Raw genomic sequence first — 21,170 nt, forward strand, 5'->3', positions numbered from 1 at the left:
GGGGGCCGGGGCCCCGGCCGGGGGCCGGGGGGGGGCGGCTGGTTTCCGGCGCCGGTCGGGCGGCCCGGGGGGGCGGGGGCGGCGCGGCCGCCCGCGGCGGCGCGCCGCGGGTGGGGTCAGAGGCCTAGGCTCCAGGTGAGGGGCACGTCCGAGTCCGCGGGCGACACGCGCACGTAGCCCTGCATCTCCTGGTGCAGCGCCGAGCAGAAGTCGGTGCAGTAGAAGGGGTAGACGCCCTCCTTGGTGGGCTTCCAGGTGACGGTGAGGGTCTGGCCGGGCTTGATCAGGATGTTGGCGTCCTGCATGCCCTGGACGGCGAAGCCGTGGGGGACGTCCCAGTCCTGTTCGAGGTTGGTGACGTGCCAGTAGACGGTGTCGCCGACCTTGACGCCCTCGATGTTGTCGGGCGCGAAGTGCGAGCGGATGGAGCTCATGTAGACGTGCACGTCGGTGCCGTCACGCACGACCTTCGTCTCGGCCTCGCTCTTCACGACGTACGGGTGCTCGTTGGCGGCCAGGTCGTAGATGAGCTTGCTGTTGGGCGCCACGAGCTCGGCCGGTAGGGCCTGGGCGTAGTGCGGCTCGCCCAGCGTCGGGAAGTCGAGGAGCATCTGCATGGTGTTGCCGTTGATGTCGATGAGCTGCGCCGACTGGGTGAGCTCGGGGCCCGTCGGGAGGTAGCGGTCCTTGGTGATCTTGTTGAGCGCCACCACGTACTTGTCCCACGGCTTCATGCTGTCGCCGCCGGGGATCATCAGGTGACCGATGGAGTAGTAGACGGGGATGCGGTCGGTGACCTGGAAGTCCTTGAGGTTCCACTTGATGATCTCGGAGGTGATGAAGCAGCTGGAGTAGACGTTGCCCTTGCTGTCGAACTCGTTGTGTAGCGGACCCAAGCAGGCGCGCTCCACCTGGCCGGCCACGATCTCGTCGAACGCGAGGATGGGCACGCCGTACGACTCGCCCTCGAACTTCTTGCCCTCGATGGCGGCGAGCATCTTCTCGAAGCTGTGGACGGCGATGGTGGCGGAGAGCTTGCCGCCAGGGACGATGAACCTGCCCGTCGGGTCGACGTCCACGCCGTGCGGCGACTTGGGCGTTGGCAGGAAGTACACGAGGTCCGAGCAGTCCTCGGGCTGGAGGACCTTGACGCTGTCGCCCCAGGTCGTCTCGGCGGTGTGGGTCTTCTCGTTCAGGCGGTTGCGGGCGTAGTACGACGGGAAGTCGGTGGCCAGGCCCTCGGCGACGCACTGCTCGGCGCGACGCCAGTTGACGGCCGTGACGAAGTCCTTGTCGTGCTGCGAGGCGTTCACCTCGAGCAGGGTGTGGGACTCCTCGCTGTTGTAGGACGAGAAGAAGCACCAGTCGGCCGAGGGGCCCTTGCCGCAGTGCGCCAGGTCGTAGTCGAAGCCCGGCATCATGATCTGGAACGCCACGTCCATCTCGCCCGAGGTGGGTTCAACCGACACGAAGGTGAGCATGCCCTTGAAGTTGCCCTTGTAGTCGGCGATCGGCATGTCGCGCTGCGGGACGGGCACGCTGAAGCGCGTGCCGGCCACGACGTACTCGCTGTTCATGGTGGTGAATGGCGAGGGGTGGTTGCCGGCGATGTTGGGGATCTCGATGATCTCGACCGTCTCGAAGGTGGAGAGGTCGATCCTGGCGATGCGCGGGGTGTTGTTGCCGTTGATGAAGATCCAGCGACCGTCAGGCACCCCGTTGGTCATGGAGAGCTCGGGGTGGTGCGAGTCGTCCCAGTAGACGGGGCCGTGCGAGGTGTTCATGAAGGCCTTGGTCTCTTCCGAGTAGCCGTAGCCGTTCTCGCCGTACTGGGAGAAGACCGGGATGTTCTTGATCGTGCGCCCGGAAGGCAGGCCGACCACGCTGAGCTGCCCGTTGAAGCCGCCGGAGAAGAAGCCGTAGAACTCGTCGTGCTCGCCCGGCGGCACGAAGGTGCGGCTCGCGGCGTCGCTCGCCGTGCGCGCCTGGTTCCGTGCACCTTGCGCCAGCACCAGACCGGCCGCGAGGACGGCGAAGCCCAGCAACACTAGGACCAACCTGCGTTTCTTCATCGTTCCACTCCTTTTGCGCTCGAACTAGGTCGCCGGTCTCGAGTCGTCAGAGCCCCAGGTCCCTATCGACCTGGCGGAAGTACTCGAGGATGCCGCGGACCTGCTCTTCCGTGAGGGGGAGTTGCGCCATGGGCGTCATGTACTCGGCGAGGAGCTCGTAGGCAGTCTCGTCTTGGAAGATCATCTCGTTCGTGTTGAGGATCATGTTCATGATCCACTCGGGGGAGCGCCGCACGGTGACGCCCGCCATGTCGGGTCCCACGTAGCGCTCGCCGAACTTGTGGCAGGCGGAGCAGAAGGCGACGAAGGTCGCCTCGCCCTCGGCGGCGAGGGCGTCGTCGATCGTGTCGGGGAGCACGAGCTCCTGGATGGGGCCGATCCCCTTGGGGAGCTCCTTGGCCTCTTGGGCGAAGGCCGCCGCCGCCACCAGCGCGAGCGCGGCGAGCAGCATCAGTAGCGGGGACCGCGAAAGGGCGCGGCCAGAGCGTCTTGCACCGAACATCCGGACACCTCCATGTTGTGAACGTCCATCCTGGACCGTTCCGTCCACATTAGGAGCGTCGCGGAAGGGGGCCTAGGGACTTTAGACCCCACATCTGCCCCACATCTGCCCGCGGTGCGGCCCACATCCGCGATGTTGGTCGCAGTGGGGTGCGCTTCCGCGCCGGTGGGGTGTTCCGTTGCCGTATGTGCGGTCTAACCGTGGCCGAACCGGCCCGGTCGCGCGGACTCATGCCGCGGGGCCGACGAGCGTGTACCCTCGTTGGTGGCGCCCCGCGGAGGGCCGGACGACCGCTCCGGTCCGCCGCCCGGCGCACGCGGAGGAGACGACTCGCATGTTGCTGATCTTCATAGTGACGATGGCCGCCACCGTGCTGGTGCAGCTATACCTGCGCAACACCTACGCCCGCTGGCAGGCGGCGCCCACCGTGTCGGGGCTCACGGGCGCGCAGACCGCCCGCGCCATCCTCGACGCCAACGGCCTCACCGACGTGAGCATCGAGGAGGTGCCGGGTCAACTCACCGACCATTACGATCCGTCGCACAGGGTGGTGCGCCTGTCGGCCGTCAACCACCGCGGTGCCAGCGTGGCCGCGCACGCCGTGGCGGCGCACGAGGTCGGGCACGCCATCCAGCACGCCCACGCCTACGCGCCCCTGCGGTTCCGCACGGCGCTCGTGCCGGCCGCCAACATCGGGTCGCGCTTCGCGCCGTGGATCATCGTCCTGGGCGCCATGCTCGGCGCCATGGGCATGATCCAACTTGGCATCGTGCTATTCGGACTGGCCGTCCTCTTCCAGGTCGTCACGTTGCCCGTGGAGTACGACGCCAGCCGACGCGCCGGAGCGGAGCTCGCGCGCCTGGGCCTGGCGACCAGCGGCGAGGTCGCCGGCACGAAGCAGGTCCTCAACGCCGCCGCCCTCACCTACGTGGCCGCCGCGGCGGCTTCCGTCATGTACCTGCTCTACTACCTCTCGATGTTCCTGGGCTCGCGCGACTGAGGCCGGCCCGCCCTACAAGATGTTGTATGCTGCGCGGAGCGTGCTCCTTTAAGTAGTACGTGACCGCGCAGAGCCCGGCGGCGCGACCCAAGCGCGCCGGGGCCGCCCCGAATGGGCGGTGGGGGAAGCTGGTGAGAGTCCAGCGCTGTCCCGCAACGGTAAGGCCGCCACCATGGCGCCGAGCCCGGCTACCCGCTGCACGGTGAGTCCCGTTGCCCTCGACGGAAGGGCGGAAGGCGGTAAGCCGTGCTCCACACTGACAAGACGACGAACGACCCCGTGCACCTCGGCGGGCCGGCGCCCTCCCGGCCGGCGCGGCCGCGGCGCGGCGCGGCGCGCGCCGCGAGGCAGCCGTTCGCGTGGCTCAACCAACAGAGCCGCGAGTTCCTCGCCGGCGGCTACCTCCTGCCGGGCGTCACGCCGGAGGCGCGCCTGCGCCAGATCGCCCAGCGCGCCGAGGAGCTCCTGCCAGGCATGCCGGGCTTCGCCGAGCGCTTCCTCGATTACCTGGGGCGCGGCTGGTACTCCCTGGCGTCGCCCGTGTGGGCGAACTTCGGCCTCGACCGCGGGCTCCCGATATCCTGCTTCGGAACTTACGTGCCCGACAGCATGGAGGGCATCCTGGGGGCGGCCGCCGAGGTCGGCATGATGAGCAAGTACGGGGGTGGGACGAGCGCCTACTTCGGCGACCTCCGGGGCCGGGGTAGCCCCATCCGCCACAACGGCCAGTCGGAGGGCGCCGTGAACTTCATGCGCCTCTTCGACACCCTCATCGACGTCACCAAGCAGGGCGCCACGCGCCGCGGCTCCTTCGCTGCCTACCTGCCCATCGACCACCCCGACGTTCGCGAGTTCCTCGAGATCCGTTCCGACGGCAACCTCATCCAGAACCTCTTCTTCGGCGTCACCGTGGGCGACGCCTGGCTCGAGGCCATGATCGCTGGCGACCGCGACAAGCGCGAGCTGTGGGCGCGCGTGCTGCAGAAGCGCAGCGAGGTGGGGCTACCCTACGTGCTGTTCGAAGGCAACACGAACAGGGGCGCCGCCGACGTCTACCGCGACCGCGGCCTGCCCATCCGCTCCAGCAACCTCTGCAGCGAGATCGCCCTGCCCGTGAGCGAGGACGAGTCGTTCGTCTGCTGCCTCTCCAGCATGAACCTGCTCCACTTCGACGAGTGGCAGGACACCGACGCGGTGGCCACGCTCGTGTACTTCCTCGACGCCGTCATGAGCGAGTTCATCGCCAAGGCCGCCACCCTGCCGCACCTGGCGCGGGCCCGCCGCTTCGCGGAGCGCCACCGCGCGCTCGGGCTGGGCGTGCTGGGGTGGCACAGCTACCTCCAGGCGCGGTTCGTTGCCCTCGGCAGCCTGACCGCCGCCGCGCTCAACAAGCGGGTCTTCAAGACGGTCCGCGAGGCGGCCGACGGCGCCAGCGCCGAGCTGGCCCGGCGCTACGGCGAACCGGCGCTGCTCGAGGGCTACGGGCGCCGCAACGCCACCCTCATGGCCGTCGCGCCCACCACCTCGAGCTCGTTCATCCTCGGGCAGGTGTCGCAGTCGATCGAACCGCTCCGCTCCAACTACTACGTCCGCGACCTCGCCAAGTCCGTCACCACCTACCGCAACCCCGCGCTGCAGGCGCTCCTGGCCGAGCGCGACGCCGACACCCCCGCCGTGTGGCGCAGCGTCCTCGAGCACGACGGCAGCGTCCAGCACCTCGACTCACTGGACGACGAGGAGAAGGCCGTCTTCGCCACGTTCTCGGAGGTGAGCCAGCTCGACCTGGTCGTGCAGGCCGGGCAGCGGCAGGAGTACATCGACCAGGGGCAGTCGCTCAACCTGATGGTGCATCCGGCCACGCCCACGAAGGACCTGAACGCGCTCCACCTGGAGGCGTGGCGCCGGGGCGTGAAGAGCCTCTACTACCAGCACAGCATCAACGCCGCCCAGGCGTTCAACCGCGACCTCCTCGTGTGCTCGAGCTGCGAGGCGTGAGCGGGGCCGTGGTCGGCGCCGCGACGACGGGCGGCAGGCGCCTCGACGTCCCCCGTCGCGAGCTGCGGCCCGCCGAGTACCCGGAGCTCCTCGACTACCGCGACGCCATCAGGCACTCCTACTGGCTCCACACCGAGTACAACCTCACCGAGGACGTCCACGACTTCCACGCCCGCGTGACTGAGGTGGAAAGGAGCGCCATCAAGAACGCCATGCTGGCGATCTCGCAGGTGGAGGTGGCCGTCAAGACGTTCTGGGGCGACCTCCACAAGCGCTACCCGAAGCCCGAGATCGGCGCCGTCGGGTACACGTTCGCGGAGAGCGAGGTCAGGCACCAGGACGCGTACGCGCACCTGCTCGACGTCCTGGGCCTGAACGGCGAGTTCGCGCGCCTGGACGCCAGCCCGCTGCGTGCGCGCCTCGACCTGCTCGACGCGCACCTTGCCCGGCCGCGGCAGGCGGCGGGCGCGGAGGCGGGGCGCGAGGCGGCGCTCGAGCTCCTCCTGTTCAGCGCCTTCACCGAGCACGTGAGCCTCTTCAGCCAGTTCCTGATCATGAAGGCGTTCGACAGGCACAAGAACCTGTTCAAGGGCGTCGCCAACATCGTGGAGGCGACCAGCAAGGAGGAGCAGCTCCACGGCCAGTTCGGCTACCACCTCGTGAGGCTCCTGCGCGAGGAGAACCCCGGTTGGTTCGACGCCGACTTCGACGCGCGCGTGGCCTCGGCGTGCCGCGACGCCTACGCGGCCGAGACGATCGTGCTCGACTGGATCCTGGAGGCGGGCGAGCTCGACTTCCTGCCGCGCGAGGTCATCGACGCCTTCGTCATGCAGCGCTTCGACGCTGCCCTGGCGGCCGTGGGCCTCGCGCCGATCTTCGAGCCCGATCCGGCCCTGGTGGCGCGAAGCCTCTGGTTCGACGAGGAGGTGCTGGCCGGCAAGCATTACGACTTCTTCCACAAGCGCCCGACCGCCTACGCCAAGAAGACGAAACCGATCACGAGCGACGACCTGTTCGGCTGACTGCCCGGTGCCGCCGGGCGCCGCCAAGGTCAGAGCCCGAGGTAGGCCCGCCGTATCATCGGGTCGCCGCGCAGCTGCGCCGAGGCTCCCTCCAAGACGATGCGCCCGTGCTCCAGCACGTAGGCGCGGCTACTGATCTTGAGGACCTGCGTCACGTTCTGCTCCACGAGCAGGATGGGTAGCCCGGTCGCGGCGACGCCCGAGACGACGTGCATCACCTCGCGTACGAGCAGGGGCGCCAGGCCGAGGCTGGGCTCGTCCATGATGAGCACCTTCGGGTGCAGCATGAGGGCCCGGCCGATGGCCACCATCTGCTGCTGCCCGCCCGACAGGGCGCCGGCCGGCACGCGGCGCTTGGCGTGCAGGTCCGGGAAGAGTGCGTACACGCGCGCGAACCCCTCGGCGCGCCGAGCCCGCGCCGGCGGCAGGTAGGCGCCGAGCGCCAGGTTCTCCTCGACCGTCATGTCGCCGAAGAGCTGGCGGCCCATGGGGACGTGGGCCAGGCCGCGCAGCGCCAGGTCGTGGGGCCTCAGGCCCGTGACGTCCTCGCCCGCCAGCAGGACGCGGCCGCGGCGCGGCCGGATCATCCCCGACACCGCGCGCAGGATGGTCGACTTGCCGCTGCCGTTCCCGCCGACGAGCCCCACCAGCTCGCCGGCCCCCACGTGAAGGGAGACGCCGAAGACCACCTGCAGCTCGCCGTAGCCGAGGTCGGCGTCGACCACCGACAGGACGGGCTCGGGACTCGGCGGCGCCTCCGGAGCGCCCAGCGAGCTCATCGTCCCCTGAGAGCCCTCACTCATCGGCGCCCCCGAGGTACGCCTCCACCACGCGCTCGTCGTTCATGACCACGGCGGGGGCGCCGTGGGCGATCTTCTCGCCGAACGCGAGCACCACGACCTCCTCGCACAGCTCGGTGACGGCCTGCATGATGTGCTCCACCAGCACCACCGCCATGCCGCCCTCGGCCAGGGAGCGCACGAAACCGATCATCTCCTTGAGCGCGGGCGGGTTGAGGCCGGCCATCAGCTCGTCGAGGAAGAGGACGCGTGGCTCGACCGCCAACGCCCTGGCGAGCTCGAGCCGCCTGCGCCGCGCGAGGTTGAGGTCGGCGGACGGCTGCAGCGCGCGGTCGGCGAGGCCCACGAGCTCGAGCGCGTGGTGCGCCGCCCGCTCGGCGGCCGCGCGCCCCGGGGCTCGCAGGAACGCCGGGATGAGCACGTTCTCGAGCACCGTTAGTCCCTCGAAGGGGCGCTCTATCTGGAAGGTGCGGCCCATGCCCAGGCGCGTGCGCGCGTAGGGCGCCAGGCGCCCTACGTCGCGCCCGAAGAGGCGCACCGTCCCGCGCCGCGTCCTGGCGTAGCCGCTGAGGGCGTTGAAGAGCGTCGACTTGCCGGCGCCGTTGGGGCCGATGATGCCGACGATACTGCCTTCGTCCACGGCGAGCGACACGTCGTTCACGGCGATCAGGCCGCCGAACTGCACCGTGACGCGCTCAGCCTCCAGAGCTCTCGACATACCGCCTCCGGACGGTCCGCGCCCGCAGGGCGCCCATCAACCCCCGCGGCACGAACAGGACCACCATCACGATGAGGAGCCCGTAGATGAGCAGGTTGGCCTGGGCGAAGGCGGTGCGGAACGCCTCGCCCGCCAGGGTGAGGAGCGCCGCGCCGACGAGGGGGCCGAACAGGGTGCCCCGCCCACCGATGATGGCGACGAGCGCTATGCGAACGCTCAGGTGCAGCTCGAACATCGGTTGCGGTTGCAGCGCCGAGAGGAAGACGCCGTAGATGCAGCCGCCAAGCGCCGTGAGGCCGCCGGACAGGACGAAGGCCCACGACTTCACCGCCACCGGGTCGATGCCGGCCGCCTGGGCCGCCTCCTCGTCCTCGCGCACGGCGCGCATCTGGTAACCGAGCTTTCCGCGCGTGACCGCCAGCACCACCACCAGGACCAGCAGCAGGTAGGCGAGCGCGAGCCAGAACTCCGTGTGGCGGCTGAACAGGTCGAGGCCGAACGGCTCCTTCAGGTCGAAGATGAAGATGCCGACGGCGCCGCCGGTGAGCCCGCGCTCGTTGATGGCCACGAGGCGCAGGATCTCGGCGACGGCGATGGTGGACAGCACGAAGTAGGCGCCCCGCAACCCGAAGGTGAGGCGACCCCACAGGAACGCCAGGACGGCGGCGAGCAGGACGGCGAGTAGGGCGCCCCACCAGGGCGCCAGGTCGAACTTGCCCGCCGTGACGGCCACCGTGTAGGCGCCGAGCCCCACGAAGGCGGCGTGACCGAGGCTCGTCTGGCCCGTCCAGCCGCCCAGGAGGTCCCAGGCGCTCGCCCAGCCGGCCAGGAGCAGCAGGCCGATGCCGAGCGAGAGCGAGCTGGGGAAGAGGAGGTACCAGGCGACGCCGGCCGCCGCCACGACGCCAAGGCCCAACCAGCTGCCCGCCTCGCCGCGGCCGCGCCCGCCGGTCATACGCGTTTCACCGTGCGCCCGAACAGCCCCTCGGGGCGCAGGAGCAGGACGAGGAGGAACGCCAGCAGGCCGTAGGCGTCGCGGTAACCGGAGGAGAGGTAGGAGGCGCCCATGAACTCGACGACCCCGAGCAGGAGCCCGCCGCCGATGGCACCCGGCACGCTGCCCAGCCCGCCAAGCACCGTCACGACGAACGCCTTGAGCGTGTAACCGGAGCCGACCGTCGGCACCGCGAACAGCAGGGGCGCGAGGATCACGCCGGCGCACATGGCCACCGCCATGCCGAGCCCGAAGACGAGGGCGTGGATGCGCGGCGTGTCGATGCCGACCAGCTCGGCGCCAAGGCGGTTCTGGGCCGTGGCGCGCACGGCGCGGCCGAACTCGGTGCGGGTGAGCACGAGCCACAACGCCACGATCGATGCCACGGTGAGCGCGCCGGCGATGAGCTGCGCCACCGGCAGGCGCACGCCCGCCACCGTGACGGTCGCCGTGGCGTACGGCACGTAGATGGACATGGGCTCGGCGCCGAAGACGAGGAACAGCACGTTCGAGATCACCAGCGCCAGGCCGAGGGTGGCGAGCAGGGTGGCGTCGGGCGGAGCGTCGATGAGGCGCGTGAGCACGGTGCGCTGCAGGAGGGCGCCGACCACGAAGCCGAGGGGGGCGGCCACCAGGAGGGAGACGTACGGGTCGAGCCCCAGGTACTTGAAGCAGACGATGGCGGTGTAGATTCCCACGGCCACGAACTCGCCGTGCGCGAAGTTGATCACGCGCATGACCCCGAAGATGAGCGACAGCCCGACGCCGATCAGCGCGTAGATGCCGCCGATCAGGAGGCCGCCCGTCAGGTTCTGGAGGAAGGGAGCCAGCCCCTCCAAGGTCACCGGCTCCCTTCGTGCGTGGTCGTCAGCAAGTCAGGTGAGCGTCAACGCGCGTCCCAGGCGGGGGTCTCGAGCAGGTCGTTGACCACCTTGCCGTTGACGAACACCGTCACGAACTCGCCGTTCACCACCTGCTCGGCGACGGCCGGCAGCGGCGCCTGGTTCTTGTACCCGGCGTAGTCCTCGAAGGTGATCGGCCCGAACACCGTGTCGGGGAGGTCGGTGGCGCGCAGGGCGGCGCGCACGTCGTCGGGCTCGAAGGAGGCGGCGCGCGACAGGGCGTCCACGGCCGTGATGATGGCGACGTACGCCTCGGCGGCGTGGTAGGACGGCGTGCGCCCGAGGATGGCGCTCAGGCGCTCGTTCAGCTCGGCCGCGCCCGGGTACGGGACGTCCTTGGTCCACATGGTGGCGGTGTACACGTAGTCGGCGGCCGGGCCGGCGCCCTCGATGAAGCCCGGCAGCGCGAAGCCGGCGGCGCCACCCGCGAACACCTTGGCGTTCAGGCCGACCTCCTGCACCTGACGCATGAGCGCCACGGAGTCGGCGGCGTAAGACACCATGAACAGGACGTCGGGGTTGAGGGCCTTGAAGCGGTTGAGGATGGGGCGGAAGTCGGCGCCCGTCTGGTCGTAGTCCTGACGCTGCAGCACCGTGTAGCCGCGCGCCTTGGCCATCTCGTCGACGGCGTCCGCGACGGAGGTCTCGAAGGCGCCGTTGCCGTGGATGGTCACGACCGTCTTGAGGGTGCCGGCGCCGCGCTCGGCGTTTATCTGGTCGAACACGTCGAACAGGGTGGTCGCGTAGGCGAACGACGGCTGGTTGATGCGGAACACCCAGTCGGAGCCGGGCTTGGTGATGGCGTCGTCTGCCGACGTGTAGACGACGAACGGTCGCTTCTGGCGCGTGAAGTACTGCGCCAGCGGACCCGTGATGGAGGAGGAGTACGCCCCCATGACGAGCGGCAGCCCCTGGTTCACTAGCTTCTCGCCGGCCGTGAGGGCGGCGTTGACCTCGGAGGTGTCGTCCTCGTAGACGACCTCGACGGTGCGCCCGTTCACGCCGCCGGCGGCGTTCACGTCCTCCAGCGCCGCCTTGATGCCGGCCTGGTGCTGCTCCCCGAACTCCGCGAACCGGCCGGTGATGCTCGTGATCACCCCGATCTTGACGGTGTCCTGCGCCAACGCCGCGCCGGCCGTCAAGGCCAGCGCCGCAACGAACGCGACGACGAGTGCTCGCTTCATGCTTCGCCCCTCCCTGCTGTGCTGTCACCGGCAAGTTACCAGGGTGAGCGGCGGTCGGCGGGCGCGCAGGTACGGTGGGGCGTACAAATCGGCGTGGCCGGTGAGCTTGCGCGGTGCCCGGAGGGGTAGACTCCGTATTCATCCGTAGGACCGGACCCACCGTGTTGCAGCCAGCCTCACCCACACCACCGCCACTTCGGACCCGGCCGGTAGCCCCGCGCCGGCGAGGCGGGAGGTCTCCGTGCTGCTGACCCTGCTTGGCGGGCTCGCGCTGTTCCTGACGGGCATCTACCGGATCTCCGGCGCGCTGCAGGACATGCTCGGCCCGGCGTCGCGGCGCTGGATGGCGTTCGCGACGCGCTCTCCCCTCGTGGCGCTGCTCATGGGCACCGGCGTGGCGGCCGCCACGCAGAGCGCCACCGCCACCGCCATCACCATCCTCGGCCTCGTCGGGGGTGGGCTGGTGGCCGTGAAGGAGGGGATCGCCCTCCTCCTCGGCGCGAAGCTCGGCGCCACGCTCGCCATGCAGCTCGCCGCCTTCCACCTCTCCGACTACGCGCTGCCCATGGTAGGCGTCGGCTACGTCCTGGCCATGTGGCGTCGCGCCGCCGCCGTCGGCGGCTTCCTGTTCGGCGCCGGCCTGCTCTTCTTCGGCCTCGACATCACGGTGCAGTCGGTGTCCGGGCTCAGCAGCAGCGACGCCTTCAACGTGCTCGTGGCGGCCGCGGAGCAGCAGCCGCTCGCCGTGCTCGTGCTCGGCGCGGTGCTCGGCATGATGCTGTCGAGTTCGAACGCCGCCACGGCCGTGGCCCTCGGCCTGCACGTCGCCGGGGCCATCTCCCTCGAGACGGCCGTGGCGCTCGTCGTCGGCGGCAACGCCGGCTCGGCGTTCATGCCGCTCATGGTGTCGCGCACCTTCGACTCGAACGCGCAGCGGACGGCGCTCATGCAGATGGTGGTGCTGGCGCTCGGCGCCATCGCCGTGGTGCTGCTCGTGGAACCGTTCACGGAGCTCCTCGAGGCGGTGGGCGGCGGCGGTGCTCGCGAGGTCGCCAACGTCCACACCTTCTTCAACCTCGGGACGGCCCTGTTGGGGACCCTCCTGGCCGGGCCGCTCGCGGCGCTGAGCGGCAAGATGGTGCCGCTCACCGACGACGACGCGGCGCCCAAGTACCTGCGGGCCGAGGCGATAGGCGACCCGCCCCTCGGGCTGGCGTTGGCGCGGCGCGAGACCGTGCGCATCAGCGACCACGTGGCCGTGATGACCGAGCGGGCCACGGAGTACCTGTCCGCCGGGCGCTGGGATCCCGGCCCCATCGCCGCGCGCGAGGTGAAGGTCGACCGCCTCACGCACCAGGTGGTCGACTACGTTGCGCGCATCCGGCGCGCCAACGGCGAGGACCCGGTGTCGGAGCGGCTGCTGCTCACGGCGACCGAGCTGGAGCACATGGGCGACCAGATCAGGCGCCTGGCGCGGCGCGAGGAGAAGCTGCGCGTGGAGGGGGTGGAGTTCAGCAAGGAGGGGCGGGCCGAGCTGGCGGAGACGGGCGAGCGGGTCCTCGGACGGATGCGCACGGCCTTCACGGCCCTCGCCACGGGCGACATCGTGATGGCCGAGTCCGTCGTCGCCGGTCGCCAGGAGCTCGAGGACCACGTCGGGACCATGCGCATCGCTCACCTGGCGCGGCTGGAGGCGCAGCTGCCCGAGTCGCGCGCCTCCAGCTCGCATCACCTCGAGGTCCTCACGCTGCTGCGGGACCTGGACGCCAGCGTGACCCGCGTGGCCGTGTGGGCCGCCGAGATCGAGGAGCATGCCAGGCGCTGAGGGCGAGCCGGCCGGCCGGCCCCGGCACGGGTTCTCCCTCGACCTGGGGGCCGGCGTCGCGTTGCGGCTGCGGGAGCCGCACCACGTGGGGCCCTACTCCGAGCTGGTGGCCAGGAACAGCGTGCGGCTGGCCGCCGCGCCGGTGGGTCTCGTGCCCGCCGGCAGCGCCGGCGCCGGCGCGCACACGGACCTGGCGCTGGCGGAGTTCGTGGCCGGCACGGGCTGGGAGGCCGACCTGGTGGTCGGGGGAGCGCTGTGGGGCGCGGTGCGGTTGAGTGGCCTGCGGGCGGCGAGCGGCAGCGTGGAGCTGGGGTACTGGTTGGCCGCGGGCGCCGACCCCGACCTGGCGCTCGTCGCTGTGACGGGCGCGGTGCGCCAGGCGTTCGCTGTGCCGGGCGTGGCGCGCGTCTGCCTGCGCCAAGGCGCCGCCGACGGCGAGGGCGCGCGCGTGGCCGCCGCAGTGGGGTTCAGGCTCGAGGCCGTGTTGCGACGGGCCCGGGCGACCGTGGGCGGCGACATCGTCGACCAGGCCGTTCACGGCCTGCTGCGTGAGGAGTTCGCCGACGCCACGCCGGTGGCCGCGGCCCGCCGCCGCTTCGCCATGCCGGTCGACGCCGGGCTGGAGCTGGCGTTGCCGGAACGCGGGGACGCGGGCGAGGTCAGCACCCTGGCCGCGCGCAACCGTGAGCAGTTGAGACCGTGGATGCCGTGGGCCGACAGCATCTCCCCGGCGGCGCAACTGAGCTTCATCGAGGGGCGGGCCCTGCCCGCGGTCCGCAGCGGCGACGGCTTCGAGGCGCTCATCGTCGAGCGGGGGCGGGTGGTCGGCATGGCCGGGCTTCACAGCGTCGATCCGGCCGCGCGCTCCGGCGCCTTGGGCTACTGGCTCGACGACGAGCGGCGGGGCCGCGGCGTCGTCACCAGGTGCGTCCGGGCGATCGTGGCGCGCTGCTTCGAGTCGGGCGCCTGCGGCGGCCGCCCGTTCGAGCGCGTCGAGATTCAGGCCGGCGCGGAGAACGCCCCCAGCCGCGCCGTGGCCGAGCGGTTGGGGTTCGTGCTCGAGGGGGTGGTGCGCCACGACCAGAGCGTGGGGGGCACCGACCTCGACATGGCGGTGTACGGCCTGCTGCGGGGCGAGTGGCGGGCGGGCGGGGGCGCCGGCGGCGCCGCCGGCGCCGCGCCGTGAGGCCGCCGCGTCGTGAGGCGGCCGCGCCCGGTTCGGCAGGCGCGCCTGGTTAGGCAGGCGCGCCTGGTTAGGCCGGCGCGCCCGGCTCCGCCTGGCGCTCACCAGGGGCGCTCCGGCGCGGGAGGTCGAACCCGACACGCTCGCGTTGGCGTCGAGGGTCTAACCTACGGCGAGGAGGCCGCGACATGGTCCATGCTTCTGCGAACGGCTCAGGGTTCGGCTCGCACTTCGCCGGTGCGGGAGTGGGGGCGTGGCGGCGCGCGGCCGGGCCGGGGGTGCAGGACGACATCGCCGAGGAGGACGAGCTGGACGACGCGCTCGATGACAGCTTCCCGGCGTCCGACCCGCCGGCGCCGGCGCAGCCGCACCCGGACCGCTGGTACCCGCCCGAGGGGGAGCCGGCCGAGCGTGCGCCCGCCGACGGTGGTGGGGATGGCGGACGTCGCCAGGAGCGGCGCGACCGCGACGGGAGCGGGTCGCGGCCGGCGTAGCTCGCGGGCGGGTCGGCGGGCGCGAGTGTCGTTGGCGGCACCCCTGATACCCCCCTGGGGTATATAACTGGCCTGAGGCGACGGCCCCTAGCGCGGGGCCACGTCGCGAACCAAGGCGCCGCATGCGCCTGGTCGCGGAGCCTACGGCGCTCGCCACCAGCGGCGTCGACCCGGACCTCCCTGGGCGCGGCGGTATTAGGCCCCGCGTCCCGGAAGGCGGTAAGGAGCAGGTCCATGTCGGAGTTGGGGTTCAGCATCACCGTTCCAGGCACCATCCACGCGGTGCGTGAGAGGGTAACCGGCGCGCTCAAGACCGAAGGGTTCGGCGTCCTCACCCACATCGACGTCGAGGCCACCCTCGCCGAGAAGCTGGGCGAGAGGATCGAGCCGTACCAGATCCTCGGGGCGTGCAACCCGGCCCTGGCGCACAAGGCCCTCGAGGCCGACAGGGACATCGGCCTGTTGCTGCCGTGCAACGTCGTGCTGCGCGAGGTGGCGGGCGCCACGCACGTGAGCGTCGTCGACCCGCAGGCCATGTTCGGCGTCGTGGCCGACGCGGCCAGGGAGCAACTCGAGCCCGTGGTGCGGGAGGCCCGCGCCAAGCTGCGGCGCGTGGTGGCCGGCCTGGCCGACTGAGGCCGGGTTGTGAGGGCCGCGCCCCCTACGCGTGCCCGGGAGCGGGTCGCGGGACGCACGCGTCGAGCTCGGCCAACCGCCCCCGCCTCCCGCGCCGGCGTTTGACAGCGTGAACCGCCGCCTGGATATAGTGGTCCGACGCACACCTTTCGTCGCTCGGCCCGGACACGTACGTTCGTGTGGGGCGACACCGTCAATGTCGTCGGAGAGGACGCATATGAAGCGACTGGCCGTAACCGTCGTGGCGCTCGCGCTCATGGGAGGCGTGGCGCTGGCGCAAGACACCGTGAAGATCGGGGTGTTCCTCGAACTGTCCGGCCGCATGGCCGTGACGGGCAACGACACGCTCTACGGCGTGCAGGTCGCGCACGACCAGCAGCCCGAGGTGCTCGGCAAGAAGGTCGAGCTCTCCATCTGCGATAACGCCAGCACCGTCGAGGGCTCGGTGGCGTGCGCCAACCGCTTCGTCGACGAGGGCGTCGTGGCCGTGATCGGCTCGTACTCCTCCAGCCACTCCATCCCCGTGGCGCAGATCATGCAGCCCGCCGGCATCGTGCAGGTGGCCACGGGCTCCACGAACCCCGCCACCACCCAGATCGGCGACTACATCTTCCGCATCCCCTACACCGACCAGTTCCAGGGCGCCGTCGCCGCGCAGTACGCCTACAACGACGCCGGCGCGCGCAAGGCGGCCATCTTCCGCCAGCAGGACGACGACTACTCCGTCGGCCTGGCCGGGTTCTTCAAGGACGTCTTCGAGCAGATGGGCGGCAGCACCACGGTGCTCGACTACACCTCGAACAACGTCGACTTCTCGGCGCAGATCAACAACCTGCGCTCCTTCTCGCCCGACTTCATCTACTACACCGGCTTCTGCGCCGAGGCGGCCTCGCTCGTCCCGCAGCTCCGCCAGCAGGGCTTCGACCAGCCCATCCTCGGCGGCGACGCCTCCGACGACACCCAGTGCCCCGAGGGCGGCGGCAAGGCCTTCGACGGCTTCACCTTCACCAGCTTCGGCGAGCCCGAGGTTCTCTCAGGCCCCGCCGCCGAGCGCGCCGCCGAGTTCCACGAGGCCTTCGCCAAGCAGTACACCGACGATCACTTCACCGGCTTCACGCTCTCCGGCGCCGACTCCTACAAGGTCCTGTGGCAGGCCATCAACGACGCCGGCAGCACCGACCGCAAGGCCGTTCGCGACGCACTCAACGCCCTGGTCGACTTCCCCGGCGTGTCGGGCGACATCACCTACGTCGACACCGACGGCACGCCCGCCAACCGCGTGATGGGCCTCTACGCCTACGAGTTCAAGGCCGACGGTAGCTGGGAGAAGGTCACCCTCAGGGGCATCTCGCTCGAGTAGCAGGGCAGGCGGGCCGCTCCCGGATTGGGGCGGCCCCGACCCTCCTCGCCGCCGGGCCGCGGCGGGGGCTCCCTTAGCGAGCCTCCGCCCGGCGGCTCGTAGCCGCTAGGTCGCGCCGCCTGCGGGCGCCGGTCAGTGGGCGCTAACCGAACGGAGCACAGCTTGTCGGCCTCCTCACTCGCGAGCAGCAGGACCAGACGCTCATGGCTGCCCTGGGCGGTCGGCTTCGGGCTCATCGGCCTGATCGTCTGGCGCATGTTCTATCTTCACGGCATCGACCCGTCGTTCAACGGCGCGTTCTTCGCGGGCGCCTTCGTGCGGTCGTTCCAGCTCGGGAGCCTCTACGCGCTCATCGCGCTCGGCTACACGATGGTCTACGGCATCATCCGCCTGATCAACTTCGCGCACGGCGAGGTCTTCATGGTGGGAGCCTTCGCCGCCTATTTCCTGTTCAGCCGCACGCCCATGGCCTGGCCCGTCGCCGTCGTCGTGGCGCTCGTCGTCACCTACGGCTTCATGCAGATCCTCAACTTCTGGCGCGGCCGCATGACGGACCCGCTCGTCCTGGCGGGCGGCGGGGTGGCGTTCCTCGTGGTGGCCGTCGCCCTCGCCTCCACCCGCCTCGGCTGGCTGGCGGCCATGGTCGCCAGCATGTTCATCACGGGCGTCCTGGGCGTGACCATCGACAAGGTGGCCTATAAGCCCCTGCGGGGCGCCCCGCGCAACTCCATGCTCATCACGGCCATCGCCGTGTCCTTCTTCCTTCAGAACTTCGGCATCCTCGCCTTCTCCAACCGGCAGACGCCGTTCAGGCCGCCGAGCTTCTTCACGGGACCGCTCCAGTTCGGGGTCCTGGGCGAGACGCTCTACACCTCGTGGATGGTCGTTCTCGTGCCGGTGGTGACGGCCGTGCTCGTGGTGGGCCTCACCCTGTTCGTCACCCGCACGCGGCTCGGCAAGGCCATGCGCGCGACGGCGCAGGACGCCGAGACCGCCCGCATGATGGGCGTGAACGTCGACCGCGTGATAGCCACCACCTTCCTGCTCGGCTCCATGCTGGCCGCCGCCGCCGGCGTCATGTGGGGCATGACCTTCGGCAGCATCAACCAGCCCGCCATCTTCGGCATCCTGCCGGGCATCAAGGCGTTCGCCGCCGCCGTCATCGGCGGCATCGGCAGCCTGCCGGGCGCCGTGGTGGGCGGCGTGCTCCTCGGCTTCCTGGAGAACTTCCTCACCGCCCTCCTGCCCCGCACCCACGCCTTCGCGGGGATAACCGAGTACAAGGACACGTTCGCCTTCCTGGCCATGATCGTCATCCTCCTCGTCCGACCGAGCGGGATCGTCGGCGAGGACCTGTCGGAGAAGGTATGAGCACCGTCAAGGGAGCCGCCACGCCCGCCGCCGCCGGCTACCGACCCCACTACACGGCCAACCGCCTACGCAACACCCTCCTGAGCCTCGGCGGCATGGTCGTCCTCGTGCTGCTGCTGGCGCTGGTCGACGGCGGCGACAGCATCAAGCTCAAGCAGGTGCTCGCGCTGTTCGCCATCTGGGGCATCGCCACCGTCAGCCTCAACCTCGTCAACGGCGTGACCGGCATCCTGTCGCTCGGCCACCACGGCTTCATGCTCATAGGCGGTTACGCCACGGGCCTCCTCATCCTGCCCGCCGCGCAGCGCGAGAACATCGCCGCCTCGGCGCGCTCGAGCCTCTCGGACTTCGCCATCGGCCTCTCGGTCGAGAACTGGGCGCGCGCCCTCGGACTCGAGGCGCTCGCTGCCCCCGAGACCATCTGGGCGCGTTTCCTCATCGCCCTCTTCATCGGCGGGCTCCTGGCGGCCGCGTTCGGCGTCGTCGTCGGCTTCCCCAGCCTGCGGCTGCGGGGCGACTACCTCGCCATCGTCACCTTCGCCTTCGGCGAGGCCATCAGGCTCCTCGCCTCCACGCCCATGATGTCGTCGTTCACCAACGGCGCCCTCGGCTTCGCGGGCGTCCCGACCGGCTTCGGCAAGTCGCTCTGGTGGACGTTCGGGCTACTGTCGATAACCGTGTTCGTGATGGCGCGCCTCAAGTACTCGTCGTACGGACGCGCCCTGCAGGGCATCCGCGAGGACGAGATCGCGGCCGAGGCCATGGGCGTGAACACCTCGTACCACAAGGTCCTCGCCTTCGCCATCTCCGCCTTCTTCGCCGGGGTGTCGGGCGGGCTGTACGTCAGCTGGGTCGGCACCGCGCGCCTCGACCTGTTCCTGTTCTTCCTGACCTTCTACTACCTGGTCGCCATCAGCGTGGGCGGCACCGGCTCCGTCACGGGCGCGCTCATCGGCACCGCGCTGGTGGTGGTCGTCAGGCAGTACGGCGACCCCCTCGAGGAGGCGTACCCCCTGTCGACGTGGCTCGTCGCCCTCGGTTGCGTGCTGCTGGCCACGGCGCTCGTCGCCTACCTGGTGCGCCGCCACAGGCGAACGCGGCCCACGGCCGGCCCGCTCGTGTGGGTGCCGCTGGCGCTGGGCGCGGCGGCCGTGGCGTTCGGGGTGTTCGGTGCCGGCGCGACCGCGTTGCAGCGCGAGTGGCAAGGATTCGGCATGCGCGCCATCACGCTCTCCATACTCCTCATCGCCATCATGATCCTGCGGCCCGCCGGCGTCATGGGCCGCAGGGAGTTCACCTGGTCGGGGCTCTTCCGCGAGCGCCTCGACGAACCGACCGACGAGGAGCGGCGCCAGGACGCCTGGCTGACCAACCCCGAGCTGGCGGCCTCGCTGGCGCAGGGCGTGGACGACGAAGACGACGATGACGGCGCCACGGCGAGCGGAGGGGCGGTGGGCTGATGCTCGAGCTGAGTAGCGTCTACAAGTCGTTCGGCGGCCTGCAGGCCATCTCCGACCTGTCGTTGAGACTCGAGCAGGGCGAGATCGTCAGCCTCATCGGTCCGAACGGGGCGGGGAAGACGACGGTCTTCAACCTCATCACCGGCGTGTACAGGCCCGACAGCGGCGACATCACCTTCGAGGGCAAGAGCCTCAAGGGGCTCAAACCCAGCGCCATCGTCGACCGCGGCGTGGCACGCACCTTCCAGAACCTGCGGCTCTTCACCAACCTGACGGTGCTCGAGAACGTGCTCATCCCACAGCACCACAAGCTGCGCTCCAACTGGTTCAGCTCGGTCCTCCGCACGCCCGCCTACCTCAGGCAGGAGCGCGCCATGCACGAGCGCGCCCTCGAGAAGCTCGCCTTCTTCGGACCGCGCCTCATGAGCTTCAGACTGCACCAGTCGGTCGAGGTGCTCTCCTACGCCAACCGGCGCCGCACCGAGATGGCGCGCGCCATGGCGACGGGCGCCAAGCTGCTGCTACTCGACGAACCGAGCGCCGGGATGAACCCGAAGGAGACGCGCGAGATCACCAAGATCATCCGCCGCATGCGCGACCAGGGCGGCTACACCATCCTGCTCGTGGAGCACAAGATGAACCTCGTCAAGGACATCAGCGACCGCGTGGTCGTCCTCGACTACGGCCGCAAGCTCGCCGAGGGCTCCTACGCCGACGTCGTGAACGACCCGGCCGTCATCGAGGCGTACCTCGGCAAGCGCTCCGACAGGACGAGCGCGGTCGCCCGAGCGCAGGCGGCGGACGGCATGTTCGCCGATCACGACGGCGGAGGCGGAGCGTGAGCGCCGACGCCTCCCGCTCGCCCGCGGCCGCGCCACGCCACGACCCGCTACTCGAGCTGCGCGACGTCACCACCCACTACGGCCCCATCCGCGTCCTGCACCACGTGAACATGGTCATCTACCCGGGCGAGATGGTGTGCCTGCTCGGCGGCAACGCCAGCGGCAAGAGCACGACCCTCAAGACCGTCCTCGGGATCGTGAACGTGAGCGAGGGCGAGCTGTGGTTCCGCGGCGAGCGCGCCGACACGCTCTCCACCTCCGACCGGATCGCCCGTGGCATGGCCGTCGTGCCGGAGAACCGCCGCATCTTCCCCAAGATGACGGTGCGGGAGAACCTCGAGATGGGCGCCTACCTGCGTCGGCGCGGCGCCGAGTTGGAGGAGGACCTCGCGTACGTCTTCGAGCTCTTCCCCCGCCTGGGCGAGCGGCTCGGCCAGCAGGGCGGCACCATGAGCGGCGGCGAGCAGCAGATGCTCGCCATGGGGCGCGCGCTCATGAGCCGGCCGCGCCTGATCCTCATGGACGAACCGAGCATGGGCCTGGCGCCCTTGTTCGTGGAGCGCATCTTCGAGATCATCAAGCAGGTGAACGAGCGCGGCATCAGCGTGTTCGTCGTCGAGCAGAACGCGAACGTTGCTCTGTCGATAGCAGACCGCGGTTACGTGCTGCAGACGGGCGAGGTGGTCCTCTCGGGGCCGGCCCGGGACCTGCTCGCCGACGAGGGGATGAAACGGGCCTACCTGGGCGAGACCTGAGGGCGTGGGCGGCGGGACGGCTGTGTACTCGGCGTCGCGGAGCGGTTCGCCAGGC

The 21,170-nt window shown here is 70.5% G+C and carries 19 protein-coding genes and 1 riboswitch; of the genes, 12 read left to right on the forward strand and 7 right to left on the reverse strand.

What is annotated here, in order from left to right:
• Window positions 1-116: 116 nt before the first annotated feature.
• A complete protein-coding gene (gene nosZ, locus H3C53_08425; GenBank protein ID MBW7916690.1) occupies window positions 117-2,072 on the reverse strand; it encodes a Sec-dependent nitrous-oxide reductase in 1,956 nt (651 codons plus the stop codon).
• A gap of 46 nt (window positions 2,073-2,118) precedes the next feature.
• Complete coding sequence (locus tag H3C53_08430; protein MBW7916691.1) at window positions 2,119-2,574, reverse strand: cytochrome c; 456 nt, start codon at window positions 2,572-2,574, stop codon at window positions 2,119-2,121.
• Between the two features lie 334 nt (window positions 2,575-2,908).
• On the opposite strand from H3C53_08430, the gene H3C53_08435 reads away from it, so the two are divergent.
• From H3C53_08435 to H3C53_08445, 3 genes are all read left to right on the forward strand, one after another.
• Window positions 2,909-3,574 (forward strand): zinc metallopeptidase, encoded by a 666-nt coding sequence (locus H3C53_08435; GenBank protein MBW7916692.1) that lies wholly within the window; start codon window positions 2,909-2,911, stop codon window positions 3,572-3,574.
• Window positions 3,575-3,659: 85 nt separating this feature from the next.
• Window positions 3,660-3,789: riboswitch (cobalamin riboswitch) on the forward strand.
• A 64-nt stretch (window positions 3,790-3,853) separates the two neighbouring features.
• Window positions 3,854-5,569, forward strand: a complete 1,716-nt coding sequence (locus H3C53_08440; GenBank protein MBW7916693.1) for a ribonucleoside-diphosphate reductase subunit alpha — start codon at window positions 3,854-3,856, stop codon at window positions 5,567-5,569.
• Between the two features lie 62 nt (window positions 5,570-5,631).
• Window positions 5,632-6,591 carry a ribonucleotide-diphosphate reductase subunit beta gene (locus tag H3C53_08445; protein ID MBW7916694.1) on the forward strand — a complete coding sequence of 320 codons (960 nt, stop codon included), beginning with the start codon at window positions 5,632-5,634 and terminating at the stop codon, window positions 6,589-6,591.
• Window positions 6,592-6,620: 29 nt separating this feature from the next.
• Here the strand turns inward: H3C53_08445 and H3C53_08450 are convergent, their stop codons facing one another.
• From H3C53_08450 to H3C53_08470, 5 genes are read right to left on the reverse strand one after another with little or no spacing between them, the layout of a single operon-like run.
• Entirely contained in the window at window positions 6,621-7,370 is a 750-nt protein-coding gene (locus H3C53_08450; GenBank protein ID MBW7916695.1) for an ABC transporter ATP-binding protein, read from the reverse strand.
• A gap of 16 nt (window positions 7,371-7,386) precedes the next feature.
• On the reverse strand, window positions 7,387-8,109 hold the full coding sequence (locus H3C53_08455) for an ATP-binding cassette domain-containing protein (GenBank protein ID MBW7916696.1): 723 nt from the start codon (window positions 8,107-8,109) through the stop codon (window positions 7,387-7,389).
• Window positions 8,087-9,064, reverse strand: a complete 978-nt coding sequence (locus H3C53_08460; protein MBW7916697.1) for a branched-chain amino acid ABC transporter permease — start codon at window positions 9,062-9,064, stop codon at window positions 8,087-8,089. Before H3C53_08460 ends, H3C53_08455 begins: the two co-directional genes overlap by 23 nt.
• Window positions 9,061-9,942: a branched-chain amino acid ABC transporter permease gene (locus H3C53_08465; protein ID MBW7916698.1), complete on the reverse strand. Its 882-nt coding sequence runs from the start codon at window positions 9,940-9,942 to the stop codon at window positions 9,061-9,063. The genes H3C53_08460 and H3C53_08465 overlap by 4 nt, the downstream gene beginning before the upstream one ends.
• Window positions 9,943-9,989: 47 nt before the next feature.
• A complete protein-coding gene (locus H3C53_08470) occupies window positions 9,990-11,189 on the reverse strand; it encodes an ABC transporter substrate-binding protein (protein ID MBW7916699.1) in 1,200 nt (399 codons plus the stop codon).
• Window positions 11,190-11,430: 241 nt separating this feature from the next.
• Between H3C53_08470 and H3C53_08475 the strand changes: the two genes are divergently transcribed.
• From H3C53_08475 to H3C53_08515, 9 genes are all read left to right on the forward strand, one after another.
• Complete coding sequence (locus H3C53_08475; GenBank protein ID MBW7916700.1) at window positions 11,431-13,014, forward strand: Na/Pi cotransporter family protein; 1,584 nt, start codon at window positions 11,431-11,433, stop codon at window positions 13,012-13,014.
• On the forward strand, window positions 13,001-14,200 hold the full coding sequence (locus H3C53_08480) for a GNAT family N-acetyltransferase (GenBank protein ID MBW7916701.1): 1,200 nt from the start codon (window positions 13,001-13,003) through the stop codon (window positions 14,198-14,200). Before H3C53_08475 ends, H3C53_08480 begins: the two co-directional genes overlap by 14 nt.
• Before the next feature lie 185 nt (window positions 14,201-14,385).
• Window positions 14,386-14,691: a hypothetical protein gene (locus H3C53_08485; protein MBW7916702.1), complete on the forward strand. Its 306-nt coding sequence runs from the start codon at window positions 14,386-14,388 to the stop codon at window positions 14,689-14,691.
• Between the two features lie 234 nt (window positions 14,692-14,925).
• Window positions 14,926-15,327, forward strand: coding sequence for a DUF302 domain-containing protein (locus tag H3C53_08490; GenBank protein ID MBW7916703.1), 402 nt, complete (start codon window positions 14,926-14,928; stop codon window positions 15,325-15,327).
• 217 nt (window positions 15,328-15,544) lie between these two features.
• Entirely contained in the window at window positions 15,545-16,687 is a 1,143-nt protein-coding gene (locus tag H3C53_08495) for an ABC transporter substrate-binding protein (GenBank protein MBW7916704.1), read from the forward strand.
• A gap of 255 nt (window positions 16,688-16,942) precedes the next feature.
• Complete coding sequence (locus H3C53_08500) at window positions 16,943-18,058, forward strand: branched-chain amino acid ABC transporter permease (GenBank protein ID MBW7916705.1); 1,116 nt, start codon at window positions 16,943-16,945, stop codon at window positions 18,056-18,058.
• On the forward strand, window positions 18,055-19,518 hold the full coding sequence (locus H3C53_08505; protein MBW7916706.1) for a branched-chain amino acid ABC transporter permease: 1,464 nt from the start codon (window positions 18,055-18,057) through the stop codon (window positions 19,516-19,518). The genes H3C53_08500 and H3C53_08505 overlap by 4 nt, the downstream gene beginning before the upstream one ends.
• Entirely contained in the window at window positions 19,518-20,360 is an 843-nt protein-coding gene (locus H3C53_08510; GenBank protein MBW7916707.1) for an ABC transporter ATP-binding protein, read from the forward strand. Before H3C53_08505 ends, H3C53_08510 begins: the two co-directional genes overlap by 1 nt.
• Complete coding sequence (locus H3C53_08515) at window positions 20,357-21,115, forward strand: ABC transporter ATP-binding protein (protein ID MBW7916708.1); 759 nt, start codon at window positions 20,357-20,359, stop codon at window positions 21,113-21,115. The genes H3C53_08510 and H3C53_08515 overlap by 4 nt, the downstream gene beginning before the upstream one ends.
• Window positions 21,116-21,170 lie beyond the last annotated feature (55 nt).

It is taken from the genome of Trueperaceae bacterium (assembly GCA_019454765.1).
Lineage (GTDB): Bacteria > Deinococcota > Deinococci > Deinococcales > Trueperaceae > JAAYYF01.